This window comes from Pseudomonas sp. B3(2017) (genome assembly GCF_002113595.1).
Taxonomy (GTDB): Bacteria; Pseudomonadota; Gammaproteobacteria; order Pseudomonadales; family Pseudomonadaceae; genus Aquipseudomonas; species Aquipseudomonas ekonensis.
Genome location: NZ_NEIU01000022.1, coordinates 1 through 12,402, shown reverse-complemented (window position 1 = coordinate 12,402; position 12,402 = coordinate 1). Strand labels below are relative to the sequence as shown.

Here is a 12,402-nt window from a genome sequence, read left to right as displayed (position 1 = left end):
GATGTCTGTGAGTGTCGCCCCGCGTTTGCCTTCCATCGACAGCCTGTTGCGTCATCCCGCCTGCCGGCCGCTGAGCGAGCGTTTCGGGCGGGAGGCGCTGCTGGCCTGTCTGCGCCAATTGCTGGATGAACTGCGCCCCGAGGCCCTGAGCGGGCAGGTGGCGGCCATCGAGATCGGCCCCGAGGCGCTGGCCGGCCGCGCCGCCGAGCGGTTGACGGCGCAGCGGCGCAGCCACGTGCGCCGGGTGTTCAACCTGACCGGCACGGTGCTGCACACCAACCTGGGCCGCGCCTTGCTGCCGGAGGAAGCGATCGAGGCGGTGCAGGTCGCGGCGCGCTATCCGCTCAACCTGGAATTCGACCTGGCCAGCGGCAAGCGCGGCGACCGCGACGACCTGATCGAAGGGCTGATCCGCGAACTGACCGGCGCCGAGGCCGTGACCGTGGTCAACAACAATGCCGCCGCCGTGCTGCTGACCCTCAACAGCCTGGGCGCGCGCAAGGAAGGCATCATTTCCCGCGGCGAACTGATCGAGATCGGCGGCGCGTTCCGCATTCCCGACATCATGGCCCGCGCCGGCGTGCGCCTGCACGAGGTCGGCACCACCAACCGCACCCACGCCCGCGACTACGAAGCGGCGCTCGGCCCGCGTAGCGGCCTGATCATGCGGGTGCACGCCAGCAACTACAGCATCGAGGGCTTCACCGCCCGGGTGCCCACCGCCGAACTGGCGGAACTGGCCCACCGGCATGGCCTGCCGCTGCTCGAAGACCTGGGCAGCGGCAGCCTGCTGGACCTGACCCGCTGGGGCCTGCCGGCGGAGCCGACCGTGCGCCAGGCCTTGCTCGACGGCGCGGACATCGTGACCTTCAGCGGCGACAAACTGCTTGGCGGGCCCCAGACCGGGCTCATCGTCGGGCGCAAAGAGCTGATCGCGAAGATCAAGAAGAACCCGCTGAAACGGGCGCTGCGGGTCGACAAGCTGACCTTGGCGGCGCTGGAAGCGGTGCTCGGCCTGTACCGCGACCCGGACCGCTTGGCCGAGCGCCTGCCGAGCCTGCGTCTGCTGACCCGGCCGCAGGCGGACATCCTGGCCCAGGCCGAACGCCTGCAACCGGCGTTGGCCCAGGCGTTGGGGCCTGCCTGGCAGGTCAGCGCCGAACCGGCCCTGGGCATGATCGGCAGCGGCAGCCAACCGGTGGCGCGGCTGCCCAGCGCCGCCCTGTGCGCACGCCCGCAGGTGTCCAAGCGCCTGCGCGGTCGCTGCCTGCTGAACCTGGAAGCGACGCTGCGCCGCTTGCCGGTGCCGGTGCTCGGCCGTCTCGACGACGATGCCTTGTGGCTGGATCTGCGGCAACTGGACGACGAACCGGCGTGGCTGGCGCAGCTCGGGCATCTGCAGGTGCCTGAATGATCGTCGGCACCGCCGGGCACATCGACCACGGCAAGACCTCGCTGCTTCAGGCGCTCACCGGCCAGGCCGGCGACCGCCGTCCGCAGGAGCGCGCGCGGGGCATGACCATCGATCTGGGCTACCTGTACGCGGAGCTCGCGCCGGGCGCCGGACTGACCGGTTTCATCGACGTGCCGGGCCACGAGAAATTCACCCACAACATGCTGGCCGGGGCCCAAGGCATCGATCTGGTGCTGCTGGTGGTGGCGGCGGACGACGGCGTGATGCCCCAGACCCGCGAGCACCTGGCAATCGTCGAGCTGCTCGGGATCCCGCGTGCGTTGGTGGCGATCACCAAAACGGACCGGGTCGAACCGGCCAGGGTGGACGCGGTGCGGCGGCAGGTGAGGGCGCTGCTGGCGCCGGGGCCGTTCAGCCAGGCGCCGATGGTGGCGGTGTCGAGCGTGACCGGGCAGGGCGTCGAGGCGCTGCGTGAGCAACTGCTGCTGGCCCAGGGCGAGGTGCAGGCCCGCAGCCTGGAGGGCGGGTTTCGCCTGCCCATCGACCGGGCGTTCAGCGTGGCCGGGGCGGGCATCGTGGTCACCGGCACGGCGCTGTCGGGGACGGTGGCGGTGGGCGACAGGCTGGTGCTCGGACCATCCGGCAAGTCGGTGCGGGTGCGTGGCCTGCATGCGCAGAACCAACCCGCCGAACACGCCTTCGCCGGTCAGCGGGTGGCCTTGAACCTGAGCGGCGAACGCCTTGAACTCGGGCAGATCCACCGAGGCCAATGGCTGTCGGCCGACTGGCTGCACGCGCCGACCCAGCGGCTGGACATCGAATGGCGGCTGCTGCCCGACGAGACCCGCACCTTCGAGCACTTCCAGCCGGTGCACCTGCACCTGGGCACGCAAGACGTGATCGCCCGCGTGGCGCTGCTGGAAGGGGCGCGGCTGAATCCCGGCGAGCGCACGTTCGCGCAATTGCTGACGGCCTCGCCGGTGCAGGCCGTCAAAGGGGACCGGTTGATCCTGCGTGATGCCAGCGCCCAGCGCACCTTGGGCGGCGGACAGGTGCTCGATCCGTTTGCCCCTACGCGCCAGCGACGCAGCCCCGAGCGCCTGGCGCAACTGCGGGCGTTGGCCGGCAGCGAAGCGATGGAGGCGGCCTTGCCGGCATTGCTCGACCACAGTTCCAGCGGGTTGGCGGCGCAACGGCTGGAGCGCCAGTTCAACCGTCCGCAGGCCGGTTGGGCGTTGCCGGAGAACGTCCGGCAGATCGACACCCGCCAAGGGCCGGTGCTGTTCAACGCCCAGCGCTGGGGCATCCTCAAGTTCACCCTCCTGGAAAAGCTCGCCCGCCTGCATGAGCTGGAGCCCGACCAGATGGGCCCCGACCGCGACCGCCTGCGGCGCTTCAGCGGCTTGGAGGTGGAGCGTTCGACCTTCCTCAGCCTGCTCGACGAATTGCGCGCCGCCGGCTCGATCACCGCCAGTGGCCCGTGGCTGCACCTGCCGGATCATCAGGTGCGCCTGAATGCCGACGACGAGGCTTTGTGGCAAGTGCTGCAACCGCTGTTCGAAGCAGCGGGATTCGATCCGCCGTGGGTGCGCGACGTGGCGGCGGTGACGGGCAGGGACGATGCTGCCGTGCGCCTGCTGCTGCGCAAGCTGGCGCGGCTGGGGCTGATGCATCAGGTGGTGCGCGACCTGTTCGTCACCGACCTCACGCTGCGGCAGATGGCGGCGGTGCTGCTGCGACTGGGCAAAGAAAATCCGCAGATCCAGGTCACGGCGTTCCGTGATGCGCTAGGCTTGGGGCGCAAGCGCAGCATTCAGGTGCTTGAGTACTTCGACCGCCTGGGCCTGACCCGGCGGGTGGCCGATCACCGGCAAATCCGCTTCGACAGCGCGCTGGCCAGCGCCGACGCACACTGAGTTCAAAGGAAGGCAATCGCGCCCGGTGGCGCGGCCGGGCTTCAAACCCGGTTGGGGACGGCATCCGTTCCCGGGCAGGTTCGACTCCGGCTGCCTTCCGCCATTTCGCAAGCAAAAGATCTGTTCTCCCGTGAACCATAAAGGGTTGGCCTTGATTTGATTGATGGCATAATCATGGCGCCTGAAGGGTTGTTGACTATCCGCACGCCAAAGTCTCATGAAATGGCGAATTATTTAAGTTCATCGTGCGGGTGGCTGTTTTTGTAGTGATGTGTTTTTTGTTTTTTGCATAAATTTATATTTGTTTTTTTACATGGAGTTCAGATGTCGATCGCGACGGTAGGGCCAAAAAAGTACGATTTTCAAGACTTGGTTTGCGTTGATGTCTTTCTACGTCATCAGGGTGAAGAAAGCGTCGAACTGTATATAGAGCCAAAGGCCGGTGAAGACGCGAAAGTCATCATTCCATCCGCCAGTGGAAAGAAAGTCATTGAGATACAAGTCAAGGGCGCTCTGGAGGGGGTGACGCTGGCGGAGTTCGCAAAATGGCTTTCGCACTTTGAAGAAAGAAAGGCTGTGAATACGCTGCTGGAACGATTGTGTGACGATCTGGATACGCACGTCGTATTTGTGGTGTCGGCAAGGTGCAGCGATAAGATTTCGGTGCTTTGCAAGAGCGCCACCGCACCCTGGGATGTGCAGGGCAAAAAACTTTCCAGGGAGGTTGCCGGCGAACTGTTGGGCGAGCTTGAAAATTACGCCAGTACGTTGGAGGAAACCGAGTCATCCCTCGATGACGAAAGGGCGCTTCACCTGCGTAAGTTCGTCAAGGGTGCAAAGGTGGATCAGATCCGAAATGCTTTGGCTCGTCTGACCATTGTCGAAAATGTGTTGGAAGATGAGTTGCGGGACGCCTGTGAAAGGAAACTGCGAAAGCTGAGGTTGCCGCTTGACAGGTGTGAAGTTGTTGTTGGCAAGCTGGTTGCGATAATCAAAAAGGCAAAAGAGAGTAAGGGGAATATTCATTCTGATCTGTTGGCGGAGTTGAACAAGAATCTTCCCGAACAGATTCGACCCAGGAACTACGTGCTTCGAGGATTCGAAGAGGATTGGAAGAAGGAACTGTCAGAGAATAATATCCTTCTGCTCTCTGGCTCGCCCAGGGTAGGTAAGACAAACGCCGGGCGTTGGATGGCGGCTGAATTTGAAGCGTTGGGGTATCAGTTAAAGCTGAGCAGCAATCTCGACGAGGTGGAGCGCTTCCTGCTTGATCCGGCACCCGGCGAGCGGCTTGCTGTCGTGGACGACCCCTTGGGAGGGAGCTTTCTGAGCGATGATCCCGGCCGGGCGCTTTCTAAATTGCAACAACTGTCGGAAAGGTTGACACCGTCAAGGAAGCTTATTGTCTCTCAAGTGCAAGATCGGCTTTTGCAGTTTTCCGGAGATGCGCAGCTTGAGGATGTATGGCTGGGCAGGCGCCGATGGCACGATCTAGGCAAGTACCGCAGCAGTTTTCTGGTGGAGATTTGGCAAGAACTGCAGAATCTGTTCGACGTTCCGGATGTTTTGTCTGAGAACATGCTCGGGGCCTTGCGGAGCGGCTCCTTGAGTATAGAACCAGGTTGTCTGATGCACTTGGCGGCTTCATGCTACCGCCTGCACGAGCCTGCTGATTTGAACGCGGCGGTACGTCTTGCTCGTGAGGATTCGAAGTCATTGGCCTCGGCACTGGTTGGTGAAGGGCTTAGCCCTTTGTTGCAGGCACTGGCTGTGGTGACCTCTCATGAGGACTCCTGCTCGTTGCAGGATCTGAAGTATGTGCTGAATGGTGACGGAACGAAAAACCGTTATGCGGTCGCCAGCTACTTAGGCCTGTCGGCTAGTTTGGGAATGGCGCCGAAACCAGTGGATCGAGTGCCTGAAACCTATGGTGAGCTAACGTTCTCTGCGGAAGACGAAACGCTTTTTGAAATTCTGGAGCGTCGTCGAATAATCGTAGAAACGGGTGCAGAACGGTTCAACTTCTCTCACGAGTTTTACCGGTCGGCGGCGGAGCTCTCTGCCAGTGGGCGGGCAAGCGCTGTAGACAGAAGATTGTTGCAATACGCAGAGCGAGGTTTGTTCTCGCTTTCCTTTGAGTCTTCGCGGGCCACTGCGATTGCACTGCGTTGGATTTATGAGGCGATGAGGGCGTCTGTTCAACGGCACAAAGTCGTGGACTTTGCGATCGAAGGGCTCGAATCAAGGTATCTGGTAACAAAAGAAGCCTGTTTCTTTTTTCTTCTTCAGTCCATAGAGGATATTTCGGAAGGCAAGCGATCTCAGTTTAATAAGTGGGTCAACAAAGTGTCGTTTGTCACTCTGAAGCATGTGCTTTGGGAGAAAGGGCAGGCAATGCTGCCTGCCGGTGAGAATTTTACACTTGAAGGGAAGATTTTTGAGTTCTACGAAAGAGAAGAAGTCGAAGGGTTTCTAATTGCATTCAGTGGCGAGTCGGATGAAGAAATCAGCGCGGAAGATGCCTGGAAGACAATGTGCTACTTGGAGGGATGCCCGGAAGAACTGACTCAACCTATTGTGTTGCGCCTTCTTAGTTATGATTTGGGCGGTGTAAGGGCAGCGGCAGCAAAGGTATGGATCAGCAGTGTCCGGCACAATGACCAGGAAGTGCTGAAGAAGATTTTTTCGGATCAGCACCCTTCGGTGGCACAGGCCGCTTTGGAAGGTGCGGTACGTATATGGCCGGAATGCGATTCGGACAGACAGCGTGACTTGCTGGCTGGGTTGAAGAGGTGCGCTGCACTCCCAGCGTCAGCCTCAACAATGATAGCCATTATTCTAAAGATGGAACATCAGGCGTACGGTAATGAACTGCCCTGGGGACTGTTTGGTGGGTTGCTTCCTGATATTTTGTCCGCATTGCCCGAAGGCGCCAACCTGAACGACGCCAGATTGCATGCGGCGGTCGAGAAAAGTTTGAAGCATATTGCTCAGTCGGACTTTATCAATATTGCCGATGCCTGGATTGGCTTGCTTGAGAGAGAAGCGTTACGAGCGATTCCGAGCGACTACGCAATGGCGGTCACTGACTTGCTGATCAGAGGGACAGAGGCTGCGCCTGACCTAAGGGGTACAAGGCTGGATCGTTTGTTTAAGGTAAATGGTACAGGCGCTCAGATAAGGGTCGTGCTGGAGCTTGTGGATGGATGGGACTTGCTGACTGCGGCAGACCGAACTCAGGTGCTCGGCTATTTGAGCGAAGATAGAGTCGACCAAAGGTGGTTACATGCTACGGCAGTGACAAGGTACGCCGTTCCTCCGGAGGTGGTTGCGCTCGTGTTCCCTTCTGGGGCCCTGCCGACGGTTGTAACCCTGTCGGGGTTTGAATCGACACTCATTGAATGTGCATTGAAAATCTATATGGGGAATCCCGGAATTCTAGGCAATATCGGAGCACATCTTGCCGGAGGGAAGACTTGGGAGCCGATAGTAGAGTCTATCGCTTTGAATCCAGATCATGCGCTGTTCAATAAGGCATGGGCACACATTACATCTAGCTCCGATGATGAGAAAGTTTCAAACTTCGTTTCTAAGTTGGTTGGACAGTATCCGCAGGAGATGTTTGACAGGCTGCTTGAGCATAAGGTCCGTACGAACGGAGGGTTCATGCCCGGTGCTTGGGAGATTTTGCTTGATCATGCACCTGTTGGAAAACTAGATATCTGGCTTGCAGTAATGGCTACTCATGCTCAGAGAGTGCTTGATGAACTTGTAGAAGTTCGCGACTGGGTAGGGGAACGGTACGCAAATAGCCTATTAAGATTGTTTCCTGCCGATGTTGAATTGCTTAACACTGTTTATAGCCTGAAAGAAGCAGCTGCGGAGGCGTTCGCTGCGCTTGATGAGGTCAAGTCTGAGGGTGTTCGAAGATATGTGGTGAATGAGTTGTTGCGGAACTTTATGGATAAGTTTAAGGCTAAATTGCCAGTGCATTATTCGACGTGTGATGCTATTTGCAGGCTCTTCAAAGATATAGGTAGTGCCGATGCGGACTTGGAAGAAATTGAAGCCTATCGGCTAAAGCTGCTGAAGCTCGCGCATGAGTATACGTTTGAAGAGTATGGTGAAAAACTGGAATTTTGGGAGGCTTGACTTAACGGGTGGCCTATTGGCTGACAGCATAGTTCTACAAGTTTCTCAAGCAGACACTTTACACTGCCAAGGTCTGCCCAGACTCAAGTAGAACTACGTTTGAGAATCGAAGATAAAGGCGGGCGCGCCGGTCACCTCCCGACACGCCCCTCGGTTCACCGGCTCGCATCCAGCACAATGCGATACCGCGCCTTGCCGCTGCGCAAATGGTCGACGGCCTCGTTGACTCGGCTCATGGGGAACTGCTCGACCTGCGGCACGATCTGGTGCCGGGCGCAGAACTCCAGCATGGTCGCGGTGGCGGCGGGGGAGCCGACCGGCGAGGCGGACAGGACCTTTTGCTGGGGAATCAGTTCGAACACGTGCACCGGAATGGCGCTCGGCACGATGCCGACAAAGTGCAGGCGGCCCCGGCCGCGCAATGTGGCGAGCATCGCCGACCAGTCGAGGTTGGCGTTGGCGGTGACCAGCAGGAAATCCAGGGTGCCGGCGATGGCCTTGAGCGCGGCGCTGTCGGTGGAGGCCACCACGTTGTGGGCGCCGAGGCGCTTGGCTTCGTCCTGCTTGCTCAAGGATGACGTGAACGCCGTGACTTCGCAGCCCCAGGCATTGAGGAAGCGTAACGCCAGGTGACCGAGCCCGCCGATCCCCACCACGCCCACGCGGTCGGTGGGTTTGACGCCGAATTCCACCAGCGGGTTGAACACCGTGGAGCCGGCGCAGAACAGCGGCCCGGCCAGCGCCGGGTCGAGCCCAGCGGGAATCTTCAGGGCCCAGGCCCAGTGGCTGCGCACGCGGTCGGCGAACCCGCCGTGGCTGCCGATGATGGTGGGCCTGGCGGTGCTGCACAGGTTATGGGAACCGCCCATGCAGGACGGGCAGTGCATGCAGCTGCCCTTATACCAGCCGATGCCGACCCGCTGGCCGACCTCAAGGCCCCGCACCTGGGAACCGGTGCGCACGATTTTGCCGACCACCTCATGGCCGGGAATGAACGGGTATTGGCTGATGCCCCAATCGTTGTCGATCAGCGACTGGTCGGAGTGGCAGACGCCGCAGTATTCCACGGCCACTTCGACGTCTTCGTCGCCCAACGGGCCGGGATCGTAGCTGTAGCGTTCAAGCGGCGCGCCGGCGGCGGTGGCGGCCCAGCCGGTGAAGGACGAGAGTTCGGTACTGTTGCTCATGGGACACCTCCGGTTGGCGAAACGGGGGGACGACGACCCGAACGGCGAGCGCTGCGGGGACAGTCAGGGGAGCACATCGGAACATCGCGCAAAGCGTCGAGAGTGTAGCAGCCCGGCGGAACCGGGCTGCCGGTGGGGCATCATTCCGTGGCGTCGAAAGCCTCGTGGTAGCGCACCACGCCTGTCGGCACCGCGTCGCCCAGTGCCAGCGCCTGGAAGTACTCGGCCGGAACCCCCGGCAATTCCAGGCCCGGATGGGGCTTGAAACCGAAGCGGCCGTAGTAGCCGGGATCGCCCAGCAGCACGCAACCGGCGCCGCCCAGTTCCCGCAGTTCGCTCAGGGCCGCTTTCATCAGCGCCGCGCCGATGCCCTGGCCGTGACGCTCCGGCCACACGGAAATCGGCCCGAGGCCGTACCAACCCGTGGTGCCGTCCGACACCGTGACCGGCGACAGGGCCACATGGCCGACGATCGCGCCGTTCTCTTCCGCCACCAGCGACAGGCTCAACTGCCCGGCGCGGCGCAGGGCGTCGACGATGAAGTGCTCGGTGTGGCTGGAGTGCTCGGTGTCGCGGAACGCGGCTTCGGTGAGGCGGGCGATGGTTTCGGTGTCTTGTGGCCGTTCTTTGCGGATTGAGAGGTTCATGCCGATCCGTTCTTTGGTGTCCTGGTCGATCAGCGCGCGCAGGGTCTGAAACAGCGGCGTGGCGTCGGTGTAGCGCTTGCCGTAGGTCAGGTTGAACGCGTAGTTGAAGTCGGGCGGGTTGGCGCCCTGGGTGTGCTGCAGGATTGTCTCCAGCTTGTCCAGCGCCTTCACCGCCTGGGCCTCGGCGGAGCGCCCGTGTTCGTAGTCGTCCCACAGCGCGAGGATGTCGTCCCGCAGGGGCGCGTCCAGCGCCTGGGTCAACAGCAGCAGGTCGTTCTTTTCCTGCTCGCTCTTGTCGGGGAACGACGCCTTGTTGACGGCAGGAATGTCGCCGCTGATGGCTTCGCCCAAGTCATGGATGACGCACAGCTTGAGGATCCTGGAGAGGTCGAGGCCGGTCAGTTCGTCTTCGAAGGCAATGGCCATCAGGCACAGGCGCCAACTGTGTTCGGCGGTGCTTTCCGGGCGTCCGGCGGCGGTATGGGCGCTGCGCAGCACGCTTTTGAGCTTCTCCGCTTCGCGCAGGAAGGCCAATCGTCCTTTGATCTTGTCGAGGTTCATGCCCGTTTCTTTCATTCAGAGGTTCGCGGCGAATGTTCGATGCTTGGCCGGTTGAGGTCAATGTCCGGTTTGTTGGATTGCTGTAAAGGGTGCAGCAATGATCTGCACGAGGCCTCATTGTTGGCGCAGTAGCGAATTCCCATACTCGGCCCACCCTTTGATGACCGCTTCTGACAGCAAGGAAAACCCCCATGGTTTCAGCGATCCGTTTTGCCCAGGCCGGCGCGCCTGACGTGTTGACCCTGGAGACCCTCAACGAGCTGTCGCCCGGCCCCGGCGAGGTCTGGCTCCGCCAGGAAGCCATCGGCGTCAACTACCTCGACGTGACCCAACGCAAGGGCGCTGTGCCCGTTGCGCTGCCGTCCGGGCTGGGCCTGGAAGGGGCCGGGCGCGTAGCGGCGGTGGGCGAGGGCGTCGGCACTGTGCAGGTCGGCGACTGTGTCGCCTACGCCACCGGCCCGTTGGGCGCTTACGCTTCGGCTCGGCTGTTTCCCGCGCAGCGGCTGGTGAAACTCCCGGACACGCTGTCTTTCGATGAGGCCGCCGCCGTGCTGTTCAAGGGCATCACCGCCCAGTACCTGCTCAAGTCCACGTATCCGGTGGGGCTGGGCACCACGGTGCTGCTGTACGGCGTGGCGGGCGGTTTGGGCGAGATCATGGCGCCGTGGGCGAAACATCTGGGCGCCCGGGTGATCGGCGTGGTGTCGAAGCAGGCCAGCGTCGAGAAGGCCCGGGCGTCCGGTTGCGACGAAGTGCTGGTGTTCGACCCGGACACCTTGGCGGCGCAGGTCTCGCGCATCACTGACGGGCAGAAGGTGGACGTGGTCTACGACCCCATCGGGCGCGTGTCCTTCCAGGCATCGCTGGACAGCCTGCGCCCGCGCGGCCTGATGGTGTCGTTCGGGGCGTCGTCCGGCGCACCGGCGGCGGTGGAGTTGGCCACGCTCAACGCCAAGGGTTCCCTGTTCCTGACGCGTCCTTCGCTCGCGGCGCACACGGCCACCGACGCCGAGTACCAGGCGCGGGCGCAGGATGTGCTGGCGGCGGTCGGGGCAGGTATCATCAAGCCCCGGATCTGGGCGGCCTACCCGTTGGCCGACGCCGCGCGGGCGCACGCGGACCTGGAGTCCGGGCGATCATCGGGGGCGATCATTCTCAAGCCATGAATCTGGATGTCCTGAGTCATCAGCACAGCGACGAGGTCGCGGCGTTCCTGGCCGTGGCCGCGCAAGGCTCGTTCGTCGGCGCCGGCCGGGTGCTGCAGCGGCACCCGACCGTCGTCTCGAAACGCCTCGCCGCCATGGAGGCGCGCCTGGGCGTGCGGTTGGTCGAGCGCTCCACCCGACAGGTGCGCATCACCGAGGCGGGCCTGCGGCTGGAGCAGCGCCTGCGCGCGGCCATCGAGCTGCTGGAGGAAGCGCAGCAACAGACGGCAGAGGCAGCGGGGGAGGTGCGCGGCACCTTGCGCCTCGCGTTGCCGGCGGCCATGGGCCGGCGTTGGCTGGGGCCGATGCTGCCGGAATTTCTCAAGGCGTATCCGCAGGTCTCGGTCTACGCCGACTACAGCGAACGGCGGGTGGACATCATCGACGAAGGGTTCGACGCGGCCATCCGCATCGGCGCGCTGGAAGACAGCCGACTGGTCGCCAAAAAACTCTGCGACCACCGCCGGGTACTCTGCGCCTCACCGGCCTACCTGGAGCGGCACGGCGCGCCCGAAACGCCGCAGGACTTGCTCCGACACAACTGCCTGCGCTTCAGCGGCCTCGCGTCCTTTCCGCACTGGCGCCTGCACCGGGGCGACGAAATCCGGACCGTGACGCCCAACGGCAACCTGACCGCCAACGACAGCGAATCCCTGCTGGCGGCAGCCTGCGCCGACGAGGGCATCCTCGGCGCCGGCGACTGGCTGATGAGCCGCGACATCGCCGCCGGGCGGCTGCGCCAAGTGCTCGCCGACTGGCAGCTCGATACGCTGGGCGGCGTCTACCTGGTCAGGCCTTCGGCGCGGTTTCCCAGTGCGACGGTGGTCGCGTTCAAGCAGTGGATCGAGTCGAAGTTCGACCCTGCGGCGCCGTGGGCCGTCTGACCGGTTGTCGCTTATCGCCCGCTGAAGGCCTTCAAGGTGTCTACTGCTGATGAAGCCCTGTCTTTTTGCGGAGGACACCGAAATGAGCGACGAACGCACGGCCCCGGCAACCCAAGGTGTCACCGTGGAGCTGCTGGCAACCCTGGACCTGGGCCCGGAGATCGAAGGCATGGCAGGGCGCCAACTGCGCATGCGCCTGGTCACCATCGACCCCGGCGGCGTGTTCGGCCCGCTACACGACCACAAGGACAGGCCCGGCATGGTGTTCATTCTGCAAGGCACGATTACGGATCACCGCAATGGCATCGCCACGGACTACGGGCCGGGTGTCGGTTGGCCGGAGGATCGGAACACCACGCATTGGTTGGAGAACCGGGGGGCGGAGGTGGCTAGGGAGGTTTCGGTGGATGTTGTTAGGTTGGGGTGAGGTGGAGGG

The 12,402-nt window shown here is 62.4% G+C and carries 8 protein-coding genes, 1 tRNA gene and 1 pseudogene; 7 read left to right on the top strand and 3 right to left on the bottom strand.

What is annotated here, in order from left to right:
* Nucleotide 1: 1 nt before the first annotated feature.
* From selA to CAG33_RS24475, 4 genes are all read left to right on the top strand, one after another.
* The gene (gene selA / locus CAG33_RS24490; RefSeq protein WP_085640853.1) at nucleotides 2-1,414 is read left to right on the top strand and encodes an L-seryl-tRNA(Sec) selenium transferase; all 1,413 of its coding nucleotides are present in this window, start codon (nucleotides 2-4) and stop codon (nucleotides 1,412-1,414) included.
* Nucleotides 1,411-3,330 carry a selenocysteine-specific translation elongation factor gene (gene selB, locus CAG33_RS24485; protein WP_085640851.1) on the top strand — a complete coding sequence of 640 codons (1,920 nt, stop codon included), beginning with the start codon at nucleotides 1,411-1,413 and terminating at the stop codon, nucleotides 3,328-3,330. The genes selA and selB overlap by 4 nt, the downstream gene beginning before the upstream one ends.
* Before the next feature lie 7 nt (nucleotides 3,331-3,337).
* Nucleotides 3,338-3,433 (top strand) — tRNA-Sec (locus tag CAG33_RS24480).
* Between the two features lie 221 nt (nucleotides 3,434-3,654).
* A complete protein-coding gene (locus CAG33_RS24475; RefSeq protein ID WP_085640849.1) occupies nucleotides 3,655-7,482 on the top strand; it encodes a hypothetical protein in 3,828 nt (1,275 codons plus the stop codon).
* Nucleotides 7,483-7,637: 155 nt separating this feature from the next.
* Here the strand turns inward: CAG33_RS24475 and CAG33_RS24470 are convergent, their stop codons facing one another.
* The 3 genes and pseudogenes from CAG33_RS24470 to CAG33_RS28850 form a co-directional block, all read right to left on the bottom strand.
* Nucleotides 7,638-8,669 (bottom strand): NAD(P)-dependent alcohol dehydrogenase, encoded by a 1,032-nt coding sequence (locus CAG33_RS24470; RefSeq protein WP_085634050.1) that lies wholly within the window; start codon nucleotides 8,667-8,669, stop codon nucleotides 7,638-7,640.
* A gap of 140 nt (nucleotides 8,670-8,809) precedes the next feature.
* Nucleotides 8,810-9,316 (bottom strand): GNAT family N-acetyltransferase, encoded by a 507-nt coding sequence (locus CAG33_RS28855; protein WP_256576753.1) that lies wholly within the window; start codon nucleotides 9,314-9,316, stop codon nucleotides 8,810-8,812.
* Between the two features lie 3 nt (nucleotides 9,317-9,319).
* Nucleotides 9,320-9,877: pseudogene (locus tag CAG33_RS28850) on the bottom strand (HD domain-containing protein); the annotation flags it as partial.
* A 191-nt stretch (nucleotides 9,878-10,068) separates the two neighbouring features.
* Here CAG33_RS28850 and CAG33_RS24460 point away from each other — a divergent pair.
* The 3 genes from CAG33_RS24460 to CAG33_RS24450 all read left to right on the top strand — a co-directional run bounded on the left by CAG33_RS24460 (nucleotide 10,069) and on the right by CAG33_RS24450 (nucleotide 12,393).
* On the top strand, nucleotides 10,069-11,043 hold the full coding sequence (locus CAG33_RS24460; protein WP_085640845.1) for a quinone oxidoreductase: 975 nt from the start codon (nucleotides 10,069-10,071) through the stop codon (nucleotides 11,041-11,043).
* Entirely contained in the window at nucleotides 11,040-11,966 is a 927-nt protein-coding gene (locus tag CAG33_RS24455; protein ID WP_085640843.1) for a LysR family transcriptional regulator, read from the top strand. Before CAG33_RS24460 ends, CAG33_RS24455 begins: the two co-directional genes overlap by 4 nt.
* A gap of 82 nt (nucleotides 11,967-12,048) precedes the next feature.
* Nucleotides 12,049-12,393: a cupin domain-containing protein gene (locus tag CAG33_RS24450; protein WP_085640901.1), complete on the top strand. Its 345-nt coding sequence runs from the start codon at nucleotides 12,049-12,051 to the stop codon at nucleotides 12,391-12,393.
* Nucleotides 12,394-12,402: the final 9 nt, after the last annotated feature.